Here is a 19,714-nt window from a genome sequence, read left to right on the forward strand (position 1 = left end):
GCCTCGGCACCGGGCTCCGCCGGCGTCAGATCGCGAGCGCCAGGACCCCGGCGACCACGGTGAGCGGCGCGACGACGCACCCGAGCGCCATGTACCGGCCCCAGGACAGGTGCACGCCCTCGGCCGACAGCCGTGCGTGCCACAGCAGCGTCGCGAGCGAGGCCCACGGCGTGATGAGGCAGCCGGCGTTGACGCCGATGAGCAGCGCCGCGTACCGGACGGCCTCGTGCCCGGCTGCCGGTTCGAGCACCAGGTACGCCGGCAGGTTGTCGATGCCGTTCGCGGCGACCGCGCCCGCACCGCCGAGCAGCAGCAGCGGGCCGGTCCCGGTGCCGCCCTGCAGCGCGTGCACGATCGGGTCGGTGATGCCCGTCGTGTGCAGTGCCTCGACCACCACGAAGAGCCCGGCGGCGAACAGCAGGGTCGACCACGGCACGCGGGACACCCGGAGTTCGGACGGAGACCGGAACGCCGCGACCACGACGAGCACCACGGCGGCCAGGACCGCGGCGATCCACACGGTCACCCCGGCCGTCAGGGCGACGACGAGCGCGACGAGCACCGCGGAGGCCGCCCAGAAGAACACCGGGTCCTTCGGCGTGCGGACGGACACCGGCGAGTACCGGCCGAACAGCTTGCCGCGGAACACCACGAGCAGGACGACGCACGGCACGACCACGCCGGCGACCGCGGGCCAGGCCATCAGCCCGGCGAACGGCAGCGGGCCGCCGAGCCCCATCCGGTCGACGGCGAGCAGGTTCGTCAGGTTCGACACCGGCAGCAGCAGCGAGGCCGTGTTCGCGAGCCAGACCGTGGTCAGGGCGAACGGCATCGGGGGCAGCCCCACACGCCGTGCGAGCGAGATGACGATGGGGGTGAGGAGCACCGCGGTGGTGTCGATCGACAGGAAGACGGTGCAGAGCACGGCGAGCACGACGACCGCGCCCCAGAGGCCGATGGTGCGTCCGCCACCGACCCGGGCGGCGACGTCGGCGAGGCGGTCGAACACCCCGGCGTCCGCGGCGAGCTCGGCGACGACGGTCAGCCCGAGCACGAACCCGAGGACCGGCAGGACCCGGTCGGCGAGCACGGCGAGGTCGTCGAGGGGCAGCAGCCCGAACACGACGCAGACCGCGCCGACCACGAGCAGGGCCGCTCCGATGACCGCTTGACGCACGAACACTCCTCTGGCAGACACCGCGGCAGGGTGACCGGCGGCGCTCCAATGTACGGGCCGGTAGCGTTGTCAGCACGACGACAGGAGGCCTCTGTGCGCAAGTTCATGTTCAACGGTGCGGTGTGGAGTTCGCTCATCAGCGGCTACAGCGTGCTGCAGACCACCCGCCAGGGACCGCGTGACTGGCGGCTCGCGCTGACCTGGGTCGCGTGGCTCGCCACGACGATCGTGGCGATCGGCACGGTCGTCGAGGACGACCGCGCGGTCAAGGCGCGCCAGTAGGCCCAGACGCGGCAGGCGGTTGCAGACGCGACCGGCCTGACGAACGGGAGGCACGGTGCCAGCTGGCACCGTGCCTCCCGTTCGTCGTCCTGGCCGTCCAGGGCACGCCGATCCGGTCACCGGGTCAGCGCTCGGACTCCGGGATGCCGGAGGTCTGGATCGGTCCGGTGAAGAGCGCGCCGCGCTCGTCGTCACCGAACAGCTGCGAGTCCCCCTCTGCCGGGCGTCCGCGGCGGCGCGGTGCCGCCGCACCCGGCTCGGTGAGCTGCACCCGCTGGACCGGCAGGGCGTCCGGGTGGGTGCGCTGGATCCACTCGACCATCTCCTCACGGACGTAGCAGCGGAGGTCGAACAGGCCGCCGGCGTCGGGTGCCGTCACGAGGATGCGGACCCGGACCAGTCCCCCGACGGCGTCCGTGACCTGGAGCACCTTGACCCGGCGGTCCCAGATCGTCGAGGTGTCGAGGATCCGGTCGAGCTCCGCACGCATGTCGGCCGGGCTCACCCGCCAGTCGAGGTCGAACTCGACGGCACCGAGCAGTTCGCTGCCGGTCCGGGTCCAGTTCTCGAACGGCGTGCTCGTGAAGTACGTCGACGGCAGCACGAACCGACGGTCGTCCCACAGGTGCACGACGACGTAGGTCAGCGTGATCTCCTCGATCCGTCCCCACTGCTGCTCGACCACGACGACGTCGTCGACGCGGATCGACCCGGAGAACGCCAGCTGCATGCCGGCGAACACGTTGCCGAGCGTGGACTGCGCGGCGAGGCCCGCGACCACGGAGATGAGGCCGGCGCTGGCGAGCACGCTCGCGCCCGCGGCCTCGACCCCGTCGAAGGTCAGCAGGATCGCGCCGACCGCGATGATGACGAGCACGGCGACGGTGAGCCGCCGGATGATGAGCACCTGGGTGCGGATGCGACGCGCCTGCCGGTTGTCGGGCACGTCGATGCGGAAGCGGTGGAGCCCGAGGTCCTCGAGGAAGATCGCGACCTGGCACGCGAGCCAGCAGCCGACCGCGATCGTGACGATGAGGAAGCCGTGCACGACCTCGTCGCGCCACGGGTAGGCGTTGGGGTCCCGCGGGATGCTCGACGTGAACGCGATCCAGAGCAGGACCACCAGCAGCACGGTGCGGAAGGGGTGCTTCGTCCGGCGTGAGAGCACGCCGGCCCACCGTTCCCGGCGCGCGATCGCCCGGAGGACCAGGTGCAGGACGAGGGCGACGACGGCGGTCACGAGCAGGGCGAACCCGATCGCGACGAGGAGTCGGAGGAGGATGTCCATCCCTCCATGCAAGCAACGGACGACGGTCGTCGTTCAGGTTCGGGCCGCCGTCGGCTGTGCGGACGTTCAGCAGCTGCGGTTCGACCGAACCGGGGTTTGCGTGACGCCCCGGTCCGGTGCGCATGTAGGTTCTCTCGCATGACAGCGCAGAACGACACGGGTGGCAACCGAGCGCCGGCGAACGACTTCTCGCACGAGCAGGAGGGCTACCAGCACGGTCTGAAGCCCCGGCAACTGCAGATGATCGCGATCGGCGGCGCGATCGGCACCGGCCTCTTCCTCGGTGCCGGTGGACGCCTGCACACCGCGGGCCCCGCGCTCGCGCTGACCTACCTGGTCGCCGGGATCTTCGCCTTCTTCATCCTGCGGGCCCTGGGCGAGCTGGTGCTGCACCGCCCGTCCTCGGGGTCGTTCATCTCGTACGCCCGCGAGTTCTACGGCGAGAAGTTCGCGTACGCCGCCGGCTGGATGTACTTCCTGAACTGGGCGATGACCTCGATCGTCGACACCACCGCCGTCGCGATCTACCTGCAGTACTGGTCGGCCTTCACCGCGGCGCCGCAGTGGCTGCTCGCGCTGATCGCCCTGATCGTCGTCCTCGCGGCGAACATGGTCGCCGTGAAGGTGTTCGGCGAGCTCGAGTTCTGGTTCGCCCTGATCAAGGTCGCCGCGCTCGTGGCGTTCCTCGTCGTCGCGATCATCTGGCTCGTCTTCGCGTTCCCCGTCGAGGCCGGTGGCGAGGCCGTCCGGACCGGCTTCACGATCTGGGGCGACAACGGCGGGCTGTTCCCGAACGGGCTGCTCCCCGCGGTCATCGTGATCCAGGGTGTCGTCTTCGCCTACGCCGCGATCGAACTCGTCGGCACGGCATCGGGTGAGACGCAGAACGCCGAGAAGGTCATCCCGCGCGCGATCAACTCCGTCGTCTTCCGCATCGCGGTCTTCTACGTCGGATCGATCATCCTGCTCTCCCTGCTGCTGCCGTACACGGCCTACAAGGAGGGCGAGAGCCCCTTCGTGACGTTCTTCTCGTCGCTCGGCAACCCGCACGTCGGTGCGATCGTCGGCGGCATCATGAACTTCGTCGTGCTCACCGCCGCGTTGTCGTCGCTGAACGCCGGCCTGTACTCCACCGGACGCGCGCTCCACTCGATGGGCATGAACGGTTCGGCGCCGAAGTGGACCACGAAGATGTCGAAGGGCGGCGTCCCCTACGCCGGCATCCTGCTCACCGCGGCGTTCACCGTCGCGGGCGTCGTGCTGAACTACTTCGTCCCGAAGCAGGCGTTCGAGATTGCGCTGAACATCGCCAGCCTCGGCATCATCACCGCGTGGGGCACGATCATCCTGTGCCAGATGCGACTGCGCCAGTGGGCCAAGCAGGGGCTCGCGAAGGAACCCTCGTTCAAGCTCCCCGGGGCGCCGGTCACCGCCTGGCTGACCCTGGCGTTCCTCGCCTCGGTCATCGTCCTGATGGCGATCGACTACCCGGTCGGCACGTACACGATCGCGTCGCTCGTCATCATCATCCCGCTGCTCGTCGTCGGCTGGTTCCTGCAGCGTGACCGCATCCTGCGCATCGCCGCCCTGCGCGAGGGCGTCACGGGCCCCTACCCGATCGGCGTCCGCGACCCCGCTGCCTCGGTGCGACGCGACGGCGACAGGAGCTAGCGCTCCGCTTGTCCCCGGAACGCAAGGCCCCCGGCGCCGAACACGAGCGGTCCGGCACCCGTCGCTACCATCAGCGGGTGCCGGACCGCTCTCCTTCTCCCACCCTCGACCTGCAGCTCAGCTGGCGAGGTGCCTACGGACGCCTCCGGGTGTTCGCGGATCGTCTCGAGGCCGAGACCGACTACCAGCGCGAGACCCGCACCGTGGTGCCGATGGACGCGGTGCAGGGGTGGCGCCTCGGACCGTGCGACGAGGACGCCGTCTGCGTCGAGTTCATCGCCGGGCAGGACACCTACCGGGTGCTGCTCGACACCCCGGACGAGCAGCTCGCTGCGCTGGCGATCCGGAAGGTGCTCGGCCCGCCGCTGGAGTCCTGAGGACGCCGGTGCCGGGGCCCGCAGCCCCGTTGCCCGGGGCCCCGTTGCCCGGGGGCCGGCTCAGTCGTCGGTGTCGACGCGGTCGGTGACGACGTCACCCGAGCCGGCGTCGATGCGCACGCTGTGCTTGGTTCCGGACGAGTCGAGCACGTCGCCCTCCCAGACGACCGTGCCGACGTGGTCGTCGAGTCCGAGTTCGGTCACGGTCCCCGCGTGCAGGTCCTGCAGGGCGTCGACGGCCTGCTTGACGCTCAGGTCGGCGGCGGCGACGAAGCGCTCGTGCTCGGCCTTGTCGTCCGCGTCGGCGGCCTCGGTCTGCGGGGTGCCGGCGACCGCGGAACCGTCGGCGTTCGTGTGCACCTCGTGCTCGGTGCCGTCCTTCGTCACGACCAGGACCTCGTAGGCGGAGGCGCCCTGCTCCTGCTCGACCGAGATGACGGTGCCCGAGCCGACCTCACCGCGTGCGGTGGCGACGGCGGCGAGCAGGGCCTTGTTCGAGCCGGCGGACGCCGAGCCGGACGATGACGAGCCGGTGCCGGTGCCGGCCGAGTCCGTCGCCGACGAGCCGACCGAACCGGAGCCGGCCGAGCCGGTGTCGTCGTCGGAGTCGTCGCTGGCGCACCCGGTGAGTGCGAGCGCCGCGACGATCGGCAGGGCGGCGAACGCGGCGATGCGGCGGGCGGAGGGCTTCTGGTGCTGGGTACGGAAGTTCATGTGGACGAGCATCGCGTCGGGGTGCTGAAGCAGCCCTGAAGCCGCCTGTTCAGCCGCCGAGTGCGATGCGGACGACGAACCGTGCGCCACCGAGCGGGGACGCGACCACGGTTGTCTCACCGCCGTGGGCCCGCACGGCGTCGCGGACGATGGCGAGGCCGAGCCCCGCGCCGCCGGCGTCCCGGCTGCGGGCCTCGTCGAGACGGACGAACCGCTCGAAGACGCGCTCGCGCTCGTCCTCGGGGACGCCGGTGCCGTCGTCGTCGACCGTGAGCACCGCGGACCCGTCGTGCTCGGTGAGCGACACGGCGACGCGTGTGCTCGCGTGCCGGACGGCGTTGTCGACGAGGTTCCGGACCACCCCCGCCAGCACGCGCTCGTCACCGAGGACGCGCGCTGCCGAGATCGCCGAGCCGTCCACCCGCACCGTCGGGGCGTCGCCGTCCCGCGCCGGCGCGACACCGGCCGTCGACCGCGCCCGAGCCCGAGCCACCGCGTCGAGCGCCAGGTCGTCGAGGTCGACGGGGCGCCGCGTGCGGATCCCGCCCTCGTCGAGGCGGGAGAGCTCGAGCAGCCCGGTCACCAGGTCCTGCAGGCGCACCGCCTCGGACCGGACGACGTCGGCGAGGTCGGCCACCTCGGTCCGCTCCGGGTGCGCGACGGCGACCTCGGCGTGCTGCCGGATCGACGCGATCGGCGACCGGAGTTCGTGCGAGGCGTCGGACACGAAGCGCCGCTGGCTCTCGGCGGACCGTTCGAGGCGGTCGAGCATGGCGTTCATGGTGCTCGCGAGCCGGGCGACCTCGTCGCCGGTGTCCGGCACCTCGACCCGGGCGTCGGGACGGGCCGACCGGATCGTCTCGACCTCGGTGCGCATCCGTTCCACCGGCCGAAGTGAGCGCCCGGTGACGGCCCAGGTGACCGCGACGAGCAGGAGCACCAGCACGGGCACCCCCACGGCGAGGAGCACGACGGCGGTGCGGACCGCGGTGTCGGCCTGGTCGAGCGTGGCGCCGTAGACGAGCGTTGCCTCACCGCCGCCGGGCAGATCCACGTCGTCCGCCACGAGCAACCAGCGTTCGCCGTCGTGCGTCCACCGGGATTCGTCGGCGGTCGGGAGGGCGTCCCCGTCGGCGTCCTCACCGTGCGCCAGGACCGCCCCGCCGTCGCCGATCACCTGCACCAGGACGTCCTCGTAGCCGGTCACCGTGGCCGCACCGTCCGCCTCGACCCGGGAGGACACCTGCTCGAGACCGGCCTCGGCCGAGGTCCGCACGCCGTCGAGCAGCACGAGCCGCAGCACGACGACGAACGCGACGGCTCCGATGACCAGCGCCGCGAGGACGACGGCACCGGCGCCGAGGGTGGTGCGGGCCCGGACCGACCGGGCGCGCCGTGGCCTGCTTCGTGCGGCCTCGCTCGCACGGGGGTTCGGCCGCTCAGCCACCGTCCGCCGCCAAGCGGTACCCGGCGCCACGGACCGTCTCGATCGCGGCACGCCCGAACGGTCGGTCGAGCTTCCGGCGGAGGTGTCCGACGTACACCTCGACGATGTTCGGGTCGCCCTCGAAGTCGACGTCCCAGACGTTCTCGATGACGTCGCGCTTCGACCGGACCTGTCCCGGGTGCCGTGCGAGGTACTCGAGTACGGCGAACTCGCGACTGGTCAGCTCGACGGGGGTCTCGCCGCGGGCCACGGTGCGCGCCGCGGGGTCGACCACCAGGTCGCCGAGCGTCAGCACGGTGGGGCGCTCACGGGCACCCCGTCGGACGAGCGCCCGCAACCGTGCGACGAGCACCGGATGCGAGAACGGCTTGGTGACGTAGTCGTCGGCCCCCGCGTCGAGCGCCTCGACCTGGTCCCACTCGCCGTCCTTGGCCGTCAGCATGAGCACGGGGGTCCAGTCGCCGTCGGCGCGGAGCTGCGCGCACACGGCCCAGCCGCTCAGGCCGGGCATCATCAGGTCGAGCACGATCGCGTCGTAGCGGAACTCACGCGCGTGCCACAGACCGTCCACGCCGTCGTTCGCGACGTCGACCGCCCACCCCTCGGCCTCGAGGCCGCGGCGCACGCCGTCGGCGAGCCGGACCTCGTCGTCGACCACCAGCACACGCATGGGGTCGATCCTGCCGTGCCCCGCTGAAGCAGGGCTGAAGCGGCCCGCCAGCGCGGCTCGCGACGGTGACCGGGGCGGACGGGAGGCCCGTGGCGGCGCCGCCACGGGCCTCCCGTCCGGCGGTGGTCCGGACCAGGGCCGCGCCGACCCGGCGTGCTCAGACCAGCAGCAGGATCCCGGCGATCACGGACGCGACGGCGATGGCGAGCGCGATGAGCAGGAGCACGAGGTGCACCGTGTAGAACGTCGTCGGCTTGCCGGCGGCGTCGCGGGCACGGGAGTCCTTCGCGACGCGCTGGAAGAAGCGCGGCCAGGTGACGACGTTGAAGACGGCGCCGATGAACAGGACGACTGCGGCGAAGACGAGCACGGGACGATCCTAGTGAACGCCGGACCGACGATGCCGGTACGGCGACGCCGGGCGGGTGGTGCTCGGCCGCCCCCAACGCGGCCGAGTCCCGACCCGGCAGGCCACAGGATCTGTAGCACTTGCTACAGACTGTACACGGCCTGTTCGGCAGCGTCGAGGGACTACACGGTCTCGAGCGCGGCCTCGGCGTCGGCGAGGGCGGCACGCTCGGCGTCGGTCAGGGACGCCCGTGCACCCCGGACGCCGTCGTTGATCTCGACGATGCGGCGGCTGAGCCGGGTCGCGGGGTCGTCGGTCGGCGGGTAGGCGTTGTCCACGCCGATCCGTTCGTGCAGCGGTGCCAGGCGGCGGAGCGCATCGTCGACACGGCGGGCACGGCGGCGGCGGGAGATCCGGTGCCCGAAGACGAGCAGGAGCATGCCGGACGCCACGCACAGCACGGCTCCCGGCGTGGTGACGTCGTAGGGCAGCGAGAGCGCGTGCGTGACGTCCAGGTCGCCGGCGACGTGGGCGACGTCCATCACGACGACCACGACCATGCGGACGACCCCGAGCACCCCGCCGAGGACCAGGACCCACAGCCCCACCAGGTCGGTGGTCGTCCGGGCTTCGCGCAGCCGGAGCACGCAGATGAACCCCGTGGCGCCGAGGGCCACGCCGAGGTACACGGTCTGCGCGATCGAGTAGACGGTGGCCGCGGGGTGCGAGCCGGCGTCGAGCATGAAGGTCGTCGTGGTCGCGGGCTTGTCGAGCACGGTGAACGCGACGACGACCACCACGACGACCACGGCGAAGGACACCACGACCGCGTTCCGGAGCCAGGGCCGCGCCGCGCCGACCGCCTTCGCCACGCCCCACAGCAGCGTGCTCGTGCCGGCCACCATGAGGCAGTCGCTGATGACGGTCACGACGTTGAACCCACCGAGCAGCGGGTCGAGCCACCGGTACAGCGGGTCGACGTTCGTCACGATGGTGGCGGCGAAGAGCAGGAACGTGAACGCCAGGGTGCGGTCCTGCCCGCGCTGCAGGACCAACAGCACGATCGTCCCGACGATGAGCAGCACCGCCTGGACGACGGCGATGATCACCCGAAGACCCCGCGGAAGGCGCTCGGGCGGCCGCGGTGCTGGCGGATCACGGTGGCCAGGCGGTCGGCGAAGACCTCGGCCTCGTGCTCGTAGGTGTTCGAGAACAGCCCACGGGCGAGCGCCCGCTCGACCTTGTACTCGGGCAGGTCGGGGATGACGTCACGGATGTAGGCGCTCTGCGGGGCGTGCTCCTGGTGCCGGTGCAGGACGTGTCCGAGCTCGTGCCCGATCACGAACGAGCGGAACGTCGGCGAGGTCGTCGGGGAAATCATCACGAGGTGCGCGTGCTCGAGGGTGGCCACGAAGCCGCACACGGGTTCGGCGGCCAGGAACGACTCCTCGCGCACCACGATCGGCTTGCCGACGACGTCAGCGGCGGCGGCGACGGCCTGGTCGACGTCCGACCACCCCTCGGCGGCACCACGAGCCCAGAACGCCTCGACGAGGGCGTCGGTCATGCGACGCTCCCCCGCTGCGATTCCTCCTCGAGCACCTCGGCGATGCGCCGCAGCGCGTCGGGTGAGAGCTCACCGGGGAAGGTCCGGGCCGCGAAGCCGCTCACCCGGGCGGACCGCAGGGACCGGACGAGGGCGAGCTGGGCACCGATCCGTTCCGGTACCTCGCTGTCCTCGAGCAGGAAGCGTTCGTCGACCTCGAAGTACCCGGCCAGCAGGCGCAGGAGCTCGGTGTCGCGGTTGCGGCGGCCGTCGCCGGAGAGCATGTAGGTCCACTTCGCCCGCGACAGCGAACCGCCGTGCGCCGCGACGTACTCCTCGATCGAGGAGAACGGCACCGGGGCGCCACGCTGCGACTCCTCGAAGTCGAGGAGCAGGTTGAGGCGGCGCGCGAGCTCGGCGGCGTCGAGCGCCCCGCCCTTCAGATCACCCGTGTCCATCTCGGACTCCTCCCCAGCCGTGTCCGCGCGACCTGTGGGTCCGGCGCGTGGACGCCATGCTAGCGCGGGTGCCCGGCACGCGCGCCGCTACCCTCGTGGGCATGTCCCGCCGCTTCCCCGCCACCGTCGCGGCACCGGTCGAGCACGAGATCGTCATCACGAAGTCGCGGTTCATCACGACCGTCGCGCCGGTGTCCGGGGTCGAGGACGCCGACCGCGTGATCGCCGAGGTCCGCCGACGGTACTGGGACGCCCGGCACAACTGCACGGCGATGGTCACCGGCGTGCTCGGCGACCAGGCCCGATCCTCGGACGACGGGGAGCCCTCCGGCACCGCTGGCGTCCCGATGCTCGAGGTCCTGCGACGCCGCGGGCTGACCGACGTCGTCGCGGTCGTCACGCGGTACTTCGGCGGGGTCAAGCTCGGTGCCGGCGGACTGGTCCGGGCCTACTCGACCTCGGTGTCCGAGGCGCTCGACACGGCGGTCCTCGTCCGTCGCGAGGCCCTGACGCAGGTGCGCTTCGACGTCGACCACGCCGACGCCGGGCGGCTCGACAACGTGCTGCGCGACTGGGTCCGGCACCACCACGCGACGCTCGGCCCGACCGAGTACGGCCAGGCGGCGACCTTCGAGGTGTGGGTCCCCCACGAGGCGCTCGGAGCCCTGACCGCCGACCTCGCCGCCGCGTCGGCCGGTTCGCTCGCACCCGTCATCGGCGAGGAGCGGATCGTCGACGTCCGCGCCGGCTGACGTCCGCGCCGGCTGACGTCCCCGCGGACGCAATTCGCCGTTCCTGCACACCTCGGGCGTGTCTCCGCGTCGGCGTGGAAGCCTGCCGGGAACGCACGAACGCCCCGACTCGATGAGCCGGGGCGTTCGTCCTGCGGTGCACCCCCTCGGACTTGAACCGAGAACCCACTGATTAAGAGTCAGTTGGAAGATGTCCATTCGGACGTTGCGAACGTCCTTTCGGACGTGTAACGTGTCCAATGTGACCGCACGAACCCGTACGGACACGCACCGATGGATACACGAGGCGGATGCACCCCAAATACGCCCGCAGGAGACCGCAGCGGCACGAAACTGCCGCCCGCACCCCAGCGCACACGCCGCGTCTTCACCCGAAGCTGACGCGTCGAACCACCAGGAAGAGAACACCTTGCACCACCGCAGGAGGACACAGTGACCGACATCCAGCAGGCCCGCAACGTGCTCGCGAAGTGGCGGACCAACCGCTTCAACAGCCTGTGGGAGGTCGACAAGAACCTGCCGTTCAGCGCGGACCTCGTCGGACTCTTCGCCCCGGCGCAGAAGGAGTACGTGGTCAAGTTCGACGACGACCGCCAGCCTGACGGCGCCGTGGCAGACCTGATCGTCGGTACCGCGGGCAACCCGGAACTGCTCGACTGGATCGATCGTTTCCTGCGCGACTCGGAAGCAGACCTCGAGGCGGCACGCGGGCGGCTTGGTCGCACAGACGAACCCGGCGCTGTCGGAGAAGCCATCACTCTCGCGGGTGTCATCATCGCCGCCGACCAGCGCATCAACGCCTGACCTCAGCAAGAGAAAGGGGCTGACCCGCGCTCACGGATCAGCCCCGCCCCCACCAGTGAAGTAAGCACCGGAAGGAACAGAAGTGGACAGTACGACCAACCACCGACGTAGGAGACCCACCTGCCGTATCTGGGTTGCACACGACAGGAGGACAGGACAGGGCGGAAGCCCAAGAAGGAGGACGACATGATCACGGAACACACCATTACGTTGACCACGATCGAGTGCGCCAACTGCCACATGACGTTCGGCGTGCCGGAGCTCTGGGAGAAGGACCGGCGTCGCAAGCACGACGGCTTCTACTGCCCCAACGGTCACCCCCTCGTCTTCAACGGCGAGTCCGACGTCGACAAGGAACGCCGTCTGCGGAAGGCAGCCGAGCGCTCCCGCGACTACGCCCGCGTGGCCCGTGAAGCCGCGGAGGATCAGGCTGCCGCGGCAGAGCGATCTTCACGCTCGTACCGAGGTCACCTGACTCGGCTCCGCAACAAGATCGCGAATGGCGTCTGCCCCGTGCCGAACTGCCGGCGGTCATTTCAGAACGTGCGCGAGCACATCGCAGGACAGCACCCCGAATGGGCGCACGAGCACACGGAGGCGATGTCAGCATGACCGAGCAGCAGCAGTACCGCGTGATCGCGGACAGGGACAAGGGCGACGACCCGCAGTGGGTTGATGTCAAGGCACGCGATCGGTACACAGCCGATGCGGCCGGCCGGCCGTCCGACGATGACACTGTCGTCCGCATCGAGCGCCCGGTGCCGACCACGGTCGTGATCCATGAGCTTGTCGGTCTGCCACTGCCGCCCGACGAGCCCTCGTCCCTGCCGACGCGCGAGCAGATCGCGGAAGTGATTCAGCGCGCGGACCAGACCGCGCGTTGGGGCGAGAACCGGTATGAGGTCCAGGCTGACGCCGTACTCGCCCTGCTCCAGAAGGGGGCCGACCGTGGCTGACGATGCGGACCTCAACACCATGCAGCCGGGAACGCGGTTCACCGCCGAGGGCGCAGGCGTGCCGGACACTCCGCATCGCTTCCACCTCATGGAGCGAGGCGGCGTCCGCTGGCTGACCTGCCTGACGCACGGCACCGGCGCGCGCCCGGACTACGTCGACCCGTCCACGATCCGCGACGTGCAGCTGCCAGCAAGAAGGGAAGAGGACTGACGATGGCGATCGACAGCGTGTGGCACCGAGTCACGTACCGTATCGATCCGCGCTTAGAAGGGCCGGAGCCGCAGGACATCGCCGTGAAGGCCTACATGTCGGATCACCCCGACGCGCTCCGCGTCGCTGGCGCGGAGCTCGCGCGTACGGACGAGAACGGCCACTGGGTCGACATCTGGCTCGACACGGAAGGGCCCGCCTGATGGGTGCGATTCAGCGTGGTGCTGGTGAGGGTGCCCTGTTCCGTGTTCCGAAGGACCCGACGAAGCCGTTGAAGTACTGGCAGGCGGTCCTGGAGCTCCCGTCGATGGATGGGAAGCGGCGCCGGAAGTTCGTCCGCAACAAGTCGAAGGCCGTTGTCGTCGCGGAGTTGAAGCGGCTGCAGAAAGACCTCGCCGACATCGGGGACATGCCGACCGCGTCGCAGACGCTCACGTCGTGGATCCGATACTGGTTCGCGCACATCCACTCGAAGAAGATCGCCCCGAAGACCATCGCGTCGTACCGGACCAGCATCGAGCAGTACATCGTGCCGGCGATCGGGAAGACCCGCCTCGACAAGCTGACCCCGCAGCATGTGCGGAAGGTGGAGCAGGCGATCCGCGACAAGGGGCTGGGGGGTGCGAGCGCGCAGCAGGCGCACCGGGTGCTGTCCCTCGCTCTCCGCGATGCCATGCGCGACGGACGTGTCAGCCGGAACGTCGCGACCCTGGTTGACCAGCCGAAGAAGAAGAAGGCGCAACTCCCCCGCCTCGACGTGGACGGTGGTATCCGTGTTCTCGAGACGGTGCAGCATGAACGTCTCGGCTCCAGGGTCGCGACCGCCTTGCTTGCCGGTGCACGTCAGGGTGAGGTCATCGGCCTCGAGCTCGACCGTGTCACCGACGAGCTGGACCTGTCGTGGCAGTTGAAGCGGTTCTCGTGGTCGCACGGCTGCAACCCGGCGAAGCCGTGGGAACCGCACTGTGGTGAGAAGCAGGGAGCAAAGTGCCCGGAACGGTACTTGAACGCGCCCGAGGATCGCGAGTACCGACACCTGGAGGGTGGCTTGTGGTTGTCCCGGCCGAAGTCGGACTCGGGGTGGCGGATCATCCCCCTCGTTGACCCGCTCCGGTCCATCATCGAACGACGGGTGGAGACGGCAGCGTCGGAACCGAACCCGCACGGTCTGCTGTGGACCTCGGAACCCAAGCGCGCCCCGGGGGGCCCTGCCCTTGATGGTTCACCGATCGACCCGTCCACCGACACTGCGTACTGGCACGACGTCCTTACCCGTGCCGGCGTTCAGGACACGCAACTCCGCACGGCACGCAACACGACGGTGGACATGCTGTACGCGGCGAACGTGGACGAGATGACGATCATCGACATCGTCGGCCACTCCACCGTCGTCATGTCCCGCCACTACCGGTCACGGCAGAACCGTGAAGTGCTCCGCGAAGCGTTCACGCGGGCGTACCTGCCGTTGACGCGGCCGGACCGTACCCTTGGAACCACGGACGAAGGAGAAGCAGCATGAGCGAGATGAGCGACGAAGAGTACGAGATGCTGATGCTTCGCGCCGATGACGCCATGCTCTACGCGCGGGAGGTCATCGCCAAGGGCTTCGCGCAGGCCGCGGCATCGCTGAACGGCCTGACTGCTGCTATCGAGCGGTTCAAGGCGGCAGAGGACACTGAGTTCGAAGCAATTGCCATGTACTACGACGACGGCTGGGACATCTTGCGCGACTCGGCCGAGGAGTTCTAGGCGACCTGCCGGTGGGTGTTTGCCCACACCCGCCAGAGTCGTCCTGACACCCCAAGCTCCGCTGCGATGCGGGCGGGGTCCTGCGTCCACCTGCACAGTGCGAGCGCCTGGTCTTCATCGATCAGGCGCTCAGCGGCATACCGGTCTGCCTGCACTTCGTGCTTCGGTCGGTCGTCGGGGTGACCGAGGGCCGCGTGTGCGATGCCGTGAGCAAGCGCTGACCGGTCGTGGATCCTTCGCAGGCCGGACCTGACGACGATGATGTTGTGGTCCGGCAGCCACATCTCGTGTGCTGTGCGGAGCGGACGGTGCAGCACCTGAATGCTGAGCTCTTCCGCGTGTTGGTACGGGTCGTACAAGGTGCCCCCAGGCCGGTGGTTAGTCGAACTGTTCCGGCTCATCCATCTCAGGGTCGACGGTGGCCGCATGCTTCAGCTGCTCGATCTCTTCCACGGTCATGTCTTCGACGCGCTTCCGGGGCTGCAGCTGGGTCACATTGTCGGGTGCAGCCTCCGACATTCGTGTTGAGCGCCACTCGACTGCGCGGCGCGACAGCTCGTCAACCTCGAGGCCGAGCGCCTTCGCAAATGCCTCGACCTGATCAAAGCTGAACTTCTGCTCGCCCTTCAGGAGGCGCTGCACGGTCGCCAGCGAGATGCCCGTCGCCTGAACAAGCTCGGCCTGAGACAGATCGAGCGCGTTGTACTCGCCTCGGATCACGGCGGCCATAGATCGGTTCAAGGCGCTCGTCTGCACCTGCTTCTTGTCGTTTCGCACTACGTCACTTTAGCAGCGTTCAACGGCTAAAAAGCGACACGGCGGTACCGTGCCGTCTTGAACACCTCACTTTTGAGGTGTAGTGTGTCCATCATGACCAGTCAGACCACGGCCAGGAGGATCAGGCAGCGGATGCAGTCCACGGGACGCACCGATGCCGACCTCTCTGAGGCCACAGGCATTCCACTCCCCACACTCACCGCAGAGCTCGACGGCGTCGTCCCCTTCGACTGGGCCGACTTCGCCACCGTCGCTCTGGAACTCGGTGACACCCGATTCGAGCTCGGGCGTGCAGCATGAGCGCCACCCGGGAACTCGAGCTCAACGACACGATCGCTGCGATCATCCAGCAGGCGGGCCTCTCCGACTCTCTGGCTGATCGAATCTCTGCGAACCTCCTCCCCGCGCTTGTCCGTTACCTGGCAGTGGCAGAGGACCAGAGGCTGGCGTACGACGTCGAGTCGTTCGCTGGGCTCGTCAGCCTTAGCCGAACGACCGTCGACGAAGCGGCTAAGCGTGGCGACCTAGTCCGCCGGTACCCAGCGAAGAAGAAGCCGCTGATCACGCGCGAAGACGCACTGCAGTGGCTCCGCAACCTGCCGACGGAGCCGAAGGCATGAGCGCCATCATTGCCAGCGCGAGCGACATGCAGCGCTTCGACACCAACGTCGCCAGGACCGACAAGTGTTGGAACTGGACGGCCTGCACCCGAACCGGTTACGGCCTCATCCGAATCAACGGGCGTCAGGAAGACGCACACCGGGTCGCGTACGTCAACGCTCGTGGCCAGATCCCAGATGGCATGTTGGTTGACCACATCTGCTTCAACCGGCGCTGCGTTAACCCGGATCACCTCCGGCTCGTCACGCCGAAGCAGAACATCGAGCACCGGCAAGGAGCTAACGCGTCTAGCGCCTCGCGTTTACGAGGCGTATACAAGCGGCCCGACCGACGGAGCAAGCCGTATTACGCGTACGTGAGGCACAACGGAAAGCAGCACTCGGCGGGTTATCACACAACCGCTGACGAAGCCGCGCTAGCCGCTGCGCTGTTGCGAAGCCGCATGTTCACCCACGCGGATGAGTTTGTGTCCCTCCCGACGGAGCCGAAGTCGTGAATCGGCAGGAGCGGTTCGAGAACCGCATCATCGGCGCCTTCCTCACCCTCGTCGGTGTCACGCTCGTCGTCGCCGCTGTCGGCATCGCTTGTGGGGGTGCGCTGTGAAGACCGCCGCTGTCCTCCTGTACCTGTCGTTCGTCGCAGCCGTGTTCGCGTCCGGCGTTCCGACCGTGTCCCTCCTGTGGCCGGTCCTCGTGTGGGCTGTCGTCGTCCTGTTCGTTGCAGCCCTCCTCCGAGTCCACGCCGTCGTGAACGCCCCGGGGGTGAACCGATGAGCTCCACGATGACCGGCTTCACCGGCCCCACCGACCTGTCCTCCGTGGACCCGCGACCCGAGTTCGTGCTCACCGATGGGGAGAAGCAGGCAGCCCGCCAGCTCGTCCTCAACACGTGCCCCGGCGACCCGGCCGACGTCCTCGCGATGCTGGGGGTGGCCGCATGACCGACATCCAGCGCGCCCGCGACGTGCTCGAGAAGCACCGGGGATCAGCGACTCCCGGCGACTGGCGTGCATGGTTGCGTAACGACGCAGACACCGATCTCATCATGCTGACCGCGGGTAACCCCGCCCTACTCGACGCAATCGACGAGGCCCTGTACCTGTACCGCCGGATCCCCGAAGGTTCCATCCCGACGTTCATCAAGCACATCGTCGGCGCGATCCTCGCCGCCGACGAACGGATGAGCGCATGACCACCCACGGTGTCCTCTGCGCCTGCCCCGTCTGCTGGGTCACCGAAGACCTCGACGACGACCGACTCGGCAAGGCCATCGCCCGGGCCGCTGAGCACGACCACACCGACTCCTGCGACTGACGTCGCACCCATCCCAGGGAGAACACACCATGACCACCACCACGAGAAGGCCCGTCAGCGCCGATGTGGCCGAAGCCGCGGACGCCGCCGAACACAACTACCGCGCCGGCAACCAGCAGACCGCCCAGACCCACGCCCTCATGGCAATCCTGCACTTCCTCACCGACGAGCAACCGGCCCCCAAGTACGAGATCCAGTTCCGGAAGCCCACGGTGCACAGCCACCCGATGCCCACCGAACCCGGCATGTACCAGGACCGTGAAGGCATCCCCTGGTACCACACCAAGGTCGAGTCCGAGACACCGTGGATGGACGTGTCGCGCGGCCACTGCGAGGACCGGTGGTTCACCGCCCAGCACGCATCCCAGTTCGCGCCCTTCACCCGCATGGAAGTCGTCGCATGAGCGGCACTTACGACGTCGGCGCGAAGCACAAGATGCACAGCGCTGTGATCGATGCAGAAGGTGAAGTCGAGTTCTGGGTGACGGATTGCTGGTGTGAGTTCGCCCGCGATCACTACGGGTTCGACAGCGAAGCCCGGGCGGTGGACGCGTGAACCCCGTCGGTTGGGACCGTTCCGACCCGTCCGAGTGGGCCACCCTCCCCGGACCGTTCACCCGCTGGCTCATGCTCCGCCAGTGGAAGAAGGAGATGCGCACATGGTGAACGGCATCGTCCTGGACCTCGACGAAGCCGAGTACCACTCCCGCCCCGAGCTGTCCTCCACCCAAGCCCGCAAACTCCTCGACTCCCCCGCCCGCTACAAGTGGGACCGCGACCACCCGCAGGCACCGAAGAAGGAATTCGACCTCGGCACCGCCGTCCACTCCAAGGTGCTCGGCACCGGTGCACCGACCGTCGCGATCCCCGACGACCTCCTCGCGTCGAACGGCGCCGCCTCCACCAAGGCAGCGAAGGAGTGGATCGAGGAACAGCGTGCCGCCGGCAACACCCCGGTGAAGTCCGACGTGCACCAGACGGTGCACGACATGTCCGAAGCCGTCCTCGCACACCCGACCGCACGGCTGCTGTTCGAGCAGCCCGGCAACTCGGAAGCATCCGTGTTCGCGACCGACCCGGAGACCGGTGTGGAGCTCAGGGCGCGCTTCGACTTCCTCCCGCTGCTGGACAGCCGCAACCCGATCGCCGTCGACCTGAAGACGACCGGGAAGTCCGCGTCGCCCGAGGGGTTCGCGAAGACCGTGGCGAACTTCGGGTACGAGACACAGGAAGGCCACTACGACGACACCCTGTACCTCGCCACAGAGGCGCAGCTCCCGTTCGTGTTCGTCGTCGCCGAGACCACTGCCCCGTACCTCGTCGGCGTGCACCAGCTCGACGTCGTCTGGCGGGAGATGGGCCACGCGAAAGCCCGCCGCGCCCGTGAGCTCTACGCGCAGTGCGCCGCCGCGGACACCTGGCCCGGTTACCCCGAAGCCGTCGGCCTCATCTCACCGCCCCAGTGGGCGATCTACCAGCACGAGGAGCAGTACGCATGAACACCGCTCAGCACCACAAGAAGAAGATCACGCGGCACGAAGTGCGGATCGAGAACACCGGTCCCGCTGGCCTCAGCCGCCGCGACATCGGTGACTTCCTCCACCAGGCAGACGCCGCGTTCGAAGCAGCCAAGGGCCGTGGCGTCGACTACGACGACGACTACTACGTGGTCGGCGATGAGGAAGGCCTCACTGCGGTCTTCGAGACCGAGAGGGACGCATCATGACCGACGTCGCACTCCCCCAGCCCAGGCCCGCATCGCAGGGCACCGTCGTCGAGCAGACCCGAGCCGCAGCCGAAGTGGCAGCAGCGGTGCAGGTCGCCCGCCAGTTCCCCCGGAACACCGACACCGCAGCACAGGAGATGCGGGAACTCTGCGCATCCCTCTCCGTCGCACAGCGAGCGTTCTACGAAGTCCCCAACCGCGGCACTGGCCTCAGCATCCACATCGCCCGCGAACTCGTCCGCATCTGGCAGAACGTCGACTACGGCGTCCGCGAACTACGACGCGACGACGCCGAGGGCATCTCCGAGATGCAGGTGTGGGCGTGGGACCAGCAGACCAACGTCCGCTCCACCCGCTCGTTCATCCAACCCCACCAGCGGATGAAGGGACGCCAGCGGCAGCAGCTCACCGACCTCGGCGACATCTACCTCGCGAACCAGAACACCGGCGCCCGAGCCGTCCGCGAGTGCATCTTCACCATGCTCCCCGGCTGGTTCGTCTCGGAAGCGGAAGACATCCTGCGCAAGACCCTCGAAGGCGGCGGAGGTGTTCCGCTCGAGCAGCGCATCGACGGCGCGATCGAGAAGTTCGCCGGCATCGGTGTCACCGCAGGACAGCTCGTCACCCGCATCGGACGCCCCATCGCCGACTGGACCGCACGCGACGTCGGCACCCTCGCCCGCATCCACACCACGGTCACCGTCGATGGCATCCCCGCTCGGGAGTTCTTCCCCGAGGAAGCCGTCCAGGTCGACCAGTCCTGACCTGGACCGGGGCGGCAGGTGCTGTAACACCCGCCGCCCCTTCCACCCTCGCAACCCCTCCA

The 19,714-nt window shown here is 69.1% G+C and carries 34 protein-coding genes; 22 read left to right on the top strand and 12 right to left on the bottom strand.

Features of this window, described 5'->3' with window-relative positions; genetic code table 11:
- Positions 1-25: 25 nt before the first annotated feature.
- Positions 26-1,177 carry an SLC13 family permease gene (locus DEJ21_RS14010; protein ID WP_111225077.1) on the bottom strand — a complete coding sequence of 384 codons (1,152 nt, stop codon included), beginning with the start codon at positions 1,175-1,177 and terminating at the stop codon, positions 26-28.
- A 93-nt stretch (positions 1,178-1,270) separates the two neighbouring features.
- Between DEJ21_RS14010 and DEJ21_RS14015 the strand changes: the two genes are divergently transcribed.
- Complete coding sequence (locus DEJ21_RS14015; RefSeq protein ID WP_027466522.1) at positions 1,271-1,459, top strand: hypothetical protein; 189 nt, start codon at positions 1,271-1,273, stop codon at positions 1,457-1,459.
- Positions 1,460-1,583: 124 nt separating this feature from the next.
- Here DEJ21_RS14015 and DEJ21_RS14020 read toward each other — a convergent pair whose 3' ends face one another.
- Positions 1,584-2,747, bottom strand: a complete 1,164-nt coding sequence (locus tag DEJ21_RS14020) for a mechanosensitive ion channel family protein (protein WP_111224995.1) — start codon at positions 2,745-2,747, stop codon at positions 1,584-1,586.
- A gap of 138 nt (positions 2,748-2,885) precedes the next feature.
- On the opposite strand from DEJ21_RS14020, the gene DEJ21_RS14025 reads away from it, so the two are divergent.
- Both DEJ21_RS14025 and DEJ21_RS14030 read left to right on the top strand, forming a co-directional pair.
- A complete protein-coding gene (locus DEJ21_RS14025) occupies positions 2,886-4,418 on the top strand; it encodes an amino acid permease (protein WP_111224996.1) in 1,533 nt (510 codons plus the stop codon).
- A gap of 77 nt (positions 4,419-4,495) precedes the next feature.
- Complete coding sequence (locus DEJ21_RS14030; RefSeq protein WP_128780676.1) at positions 4,496-4,795, top strand: hypothetical protein; 300 nt, start codon at positions 4,496-4,498, stop codon at positions 4,793-4,795.
- 60 nt (positions 4,796-4,855) lie between these two features.
- Here the strand turns inward: DEJ21_RS14030 and DEJ21_RS14035 are convergent, their stop codons facing one another.
- From DEJ21_RS14035 to DEJ21_RS14065, 7 genes are all read right to left on the bottom strand, one after another.
- On the bottom strand, positions 4,856-5,509 hold the full coding sequence (locus DEJ21_RS14035) for a PepSY domain-containing protein (RefSeq protein ID WP_181435902.1): 654 nt from the start codon (positions 5,507-5,509) through the stop codon (positions 4,856-4,858).
- Between the two features lie 49 nt (positions 5,510-5,558).
- A complete protein-coding gene (locus tag DEJ21_RS14040; protein WP_111224998.1) occupies positions 5,559-6,956 on the bottom strand; it encodes a cell wall metabolism sensor histidine kinase WalK in 1,398 nt (465 codons plus the stop codon).
- Positions 6,949-7,626 carry a response regulator transcription factor gene (locus DEJ21_RS14045; protein ID WP_110865386.1) on the bottom strand — a complete coding sequence of 226 codons (678 nt, stop codon included), beginning with the start codon at positions 7,624-7,626 and terminating at the stop codon, positions 6,949-6,951. The genes DEJ21_RS14040 and DEJ21_RS14045 overlap by 8 nt, the downstream gene beginning before the upstream one ends.
- Positions 7,627-7,783: 157 nt before the next feature.
- A complete protein-coding gene (locus tag DEJ21_RS14050) occupies positions 7,784-7,996 on the bottom strand; it encodes an SCO4848 family membrane protein (protein ID WP_027466517.1) in 213 nt (70 codons plus the stop codon).
- Between the two features lie 161 nt (positions 7,997-8,157).
- Positions 8,158-9,084: a hypothetical protein gene (locus tag DEJ21_RS14055; RefSeq protein ID WP_111224999.1), complete on the bottom strand. Its 927-nt coding sequence runs from the start codon at positions 9,082-9,084 to the stop codon at positions 8,158-8,160.
- Complete coding sequence (locus tag DEJ21_RS14060) at positions 9,081-9,542, bottom strand: ImmA/IrrE family metallo-endopeptidase (protein WP_111024367.1); 462 nt, start codon at positions 9,540-9,542, stop codon at positions 9,081-9,083. The genes DEJ21_RS14055 and DEJ21_RS14060 overlap by 4 nt, the downstream gene beginning before the upstream one ends.
- The gene (locus tag DEJ21_RS14065) at positions 9,539-9,979 is read right to left on the bottom strand and encodes a hypothetical protein (protein WP_051596928.1); all 441 of its coding nucleotides are present in this window, start codon (positions 9,977-9,979) and stop codon (positions 9,539-9,541) included. Before DEJ21_RS14065 ends, DEJ21_RS14060 begins: the two co-directional genes overlap by 4 nt.
- Positions 9,980-10,080: 101 nt before the next feature.
- Here DEJ21_RS14065 and DEJ21_RS14070 point away from each other — a divergent pair, with 101 nt between their 5' ends.
- The 6 genes from DEJ21_RS14070 to DEJ21_RS18630 all read left to right on the top strand — a co-directional run bounded on the left by DEJ21_RS14070 (position 10,081) and on the right by DEJ21_RS18630 (position 12,905).
- On the top strand, positions 10,081-10,731 hold the full coding sequence (locus tag DEJ21_RS14070) for a YigZ family protein (protein WP_375342404.1): 651 nt from the start codon (positions 10,081-10,083) through the stop codon (positions 10,729-10,731).
- A 432-nt stretch (positions 10,732-11,163) separates the two neighbouring features.
- Entirely contained in the window at positions 11,164-11,535 is a 372-nt protein-coding gene (locus tag DEJ21_RS14075; RefSeq protein WP_111225000.1) for a hypothetical protein, read from the top strand.
- A 186-nt stretch (positions 11,536-11,721) separates the two neighbouring features.
- On the top strand, positions 11,722-12,147 hold the full coding sequence (locus tag DEJ21_RS14080) for a hypothetical protein (RefSeq protein ID WP_111225001.1): 426 nt from the start codon (positions 11,722-11,724) through the stop codon (positions 12,145-12,147).
- Positions 12,144-12,491, top strand: coding sequence for a hypothetical protein (locus DEJ21_RS14085; protein WP_111225002.1), 348 nt, complete (start codon positions 12,144-12,146; stop codon positions 12,489-12,491). Before DEJ21_RS14080 ends, DEJ21_RS14085 begins: the two co-directional genes overlap by 4 nt.
- Entirely contained in the window at positions 12,484-12,702 is a 219-nt protein-coding gene (locus DEJ21_RS14090; RefSeq protein ID WP_111225003.1) for a hypothetical protein, read from the top strand. Before DEJ21_RS14085 ends, DEJ21_RS14090 begins: the two co-directional genes overlap by 8 nt.
- 2 nt (positions 12,703-12,704) lie before the next feature.
- The gene (locus tag DEJ21_RS18630; protein ID WP_111225004.1) at positions 12,705-12,905 is read left to right on the top strand and encodes a hypothetical protein; all 201 of its coding nucleotides are present in this window, start codon (positions 12,705-12,707) and stop codon (positions 12,903-12,905) included.
- A 10-nt stretch (positions 12,906-12,915) separates the two neighbouring features.
- Here DEJ21_RS18630 and DEJ21_RS18635 read toward each other — a convergent pair whose 3' ends face one another.
- Entirely contained in the window at positions 12,916-13,218 is a 303-nt protein-coding gene (locus DEJ21_RS18635) for a hypothetical protein (RefSeq protein WP_258375079.1), read from the bottom strand.
- Between DEJ21_RS18635 and DEJ21_RS14100 the strand changes: the two genes are divergently transcribed.
- Together DEJ21_RS14100 and DEJ21_RS14105 are read left to right on the top strand one after the other, a co-directional pair.
- Positions 13,112-14,221 carry a tyrosine-type recombinase/integrase gene (locus DEJ21_RS14100; protein ID WP_375342405.1) on the top strand — a complete coding sequence of 370 codons (1,110 nt, stop codon included), beginning with the start codon at positions 13,112-13,114 and terminating at the stop codon, positions 14,219-14,221. The genes DEJ21_RS18635 and DEJ21_RS14100 overlap by 107 nt on opposite strands.
- Entirely contained in the window at positions 14,218-14,451 is a 234-nt protein-coding gene (locus tag DEJ21_RS14105) for a hypothetical protein (RefSeq protein ID WP_111225006.1), read from the top strand. The genes DEJ21_RS14100 and DEJ21_RS14105 overlap by 4 nt, the downstream gene beginning before the upstream one ends.
- On the opposite strand, the gene DEJ21_RS18720 is transcribed toward DEJ21_RS14105, so the two are convergent.
- Entirely contained in the window at positions 14,448-14,879 is a 432-nt protein-coding gene (locus tag DEJ21_RS18720; RefSeq protein ID WP_111225007.1) for an ImmA/IrrE family metallo-endopeptidase, read from the bottom strand. The genes DEJ21_RS14105 and DEJ21_RS18720 overlap by 4 nt on opposite strands.
- On the bottom strand, positions 14,830-15,228 hold the full coding sequence (locus DEJ21_RS14115) for a helix-turn-helix domain-containing protein (RefSeq protein WP_146247797.1): 399 nt from the start codon (positions 15,226-15,228) through the stop codon (positions 14,830-14,832). Before DEJ21_RS14115 ends, DEJ21_RS18720 begins: the two co-directional genes overlap by 50 nt.
- A gap of 93 nt (positions 15,229-15,321) precedes the next feature.
- Between DEJ21_RS14115 and DEJ21_RS18025 the strand changes: the two genes are divergently transcribed.
- The 11 genes from DEJ21_RS18025 (at position 15,322) to DEJ21_RS14150 (ending at position 19,652) form a co-directional block, all read left to right on the top strand.
- Entirely contained in the window at positions 15,322-15,528 is a 207-nt protein-coding gene (locus DEJ21_RS18025) for a hypothetical protein (protein ID WP_146247798.1), read from the top strand.
- Positions 15,525-15,848, top strand: coding sequence for a hypothetical protein (locus DEJ21_RS14120; RefSeq protein ID WP_111225009.1), 324 nt, complete (start codon positions 15,525-15,527; stop codon positions 15,846-15,848). Before DEJ21_RS18025 ends, DEJ21_RS14120 begins: the two co-directional genes overlap by 4 nt.
- Positions 15,845-16,345 (top strand): HNH endonuclease signature motif containing protein, encoded by a 501-nt coding sequence (locus DEJ21_RS14125; protein ID WP_111225010.1) that lies wholly within the window; start codon positions 15,845-15,847, stop codon positions 16,343-16,345. The genes DEJ21_RS14120 and DEJ21_RS14125 overlap by 4 nt, the downstream gene beginning before the upstream one ends.
- Positions 16,346-16,618: 273 nt before the next feature.
- Positions 16,619-16,789 carry a hypothetical protein gene (locus DEJ21_RS18325; RefSeq protein ID WP_181435904.1) on the top strand — a complete coding sequence of 57 codons (171 nt, stop codon included), beginning with the start codon at positions 16,619-16,621 and terminating at the stop codon, positions 16,787-16,789.
- Positions 16,786-17,040 carry a hypothetical protein gene (locus DEJ21_RS14130; protein ID WP_111225011.1) on the top strand — a complete coding sequence of 85 codons (255 nt, stop codon included), beginning with the start codon at positions 16,786-16,788 and terminating at the stop codon, positions 17,038-17,040. Before DEJ21_RS18325 ends, DEJ21_RS14130 begins: the two co-directional genes overlap by 4 nt.
- The gene (locus DEJ21_RS18640; RefSeq protein ID WP_258375081.1) at positions 17,037-17,162 is read left to right on the top strand and encodes a hypothetical protein; all 126 of its coding nucleotides are present in this window, start codon (positions 17,037-17,039) and stop codon (positions 17,160-17,162) included. Before DEJ21_RS14130 ends, DEJ21_RS18640 begins: the two co-directional genes overlap by 4 nt.
- A gap of 29 nt (positions 17,163-17,191) precedes the next feature.
- Positions 17,192-17,566 (top strand): hypothetical protein, encoded by a 375-nt coding sequence (locus DEJ21_RS14135; RefSeq protein WP_146247799.1) that lies wholly within the window; start codon positions 17,192-17,194, stop codon positions 17,564-17,566.
- Complete coding sequence (locus DEJ21_RS18330) at positions 17,563-17,718, top strand: hypothetical protein (protein ID WP_181435905.1); 156 nt, start codon at positions 17,563-17,565, stop codon at positions 17,716-17,718. Before DEJ21_RS14135 ends, DEJ21_RS18330 begins: the two co-directional genes overlap by 4 nt.
- 103 nt (positions 17,719-17,821) lie before the next feature.
- Positions 17,822-18,661 carry a PD-(D/E)XK nuclease-like domain-containing protein gene (locus tag DEJ21_RS14140; RefSeq protein ID WP_111225013.1) on the top strand — a complete coding sequence of 280 codons (840 nt, stop codon included), beginning with the start codon at positions 17,822-17,824 and terminating at the stop codon, positions 18,659-18,661.
- Positions 18,658-18,888 carry a hypothetical protein gene (locus tag DEJ21_RS14145; RefSeq protein WP_111225014.1) on the top strand — a complete coding sequence of 77 codons (231 nt, stop codon included), beginning with the start codon at positions 18,658-18,660 and terminating at the stop codon, positions 18,886-18,888. Before DEJ21_RS14140 ends, DEJ21_RS14145 begins: the two co-directional genes overlap by 4 nt.
- Complete coding sequence (locus DEJ21_RS14150; protein ID WP_111225015.1) at positions 18,885-19,652, top strand: hypothetical protein; 768 nt, start codon at positions 18,885-18,887, stop codon at positions 19,650-19,652. Before DEJ21_RS14145 ends, DEJ21_RS14150 begins: the two co-directional genes overlap by 4 nt.
- Positions 19,653-19,714: the final 62 nt, after the last annotated feature.

This window comes from Curtobacterium sp. MCSS17_006, assembly GCF_003234215.1.
In the GTDB taxonomy this organism is placed as follows: Bacteria; Actinomycetota; Actinomycetes; order Actinomycetales; family Microbacteriaceae; genus Curtobacterium; species Curtobacterium flaccumfaciens.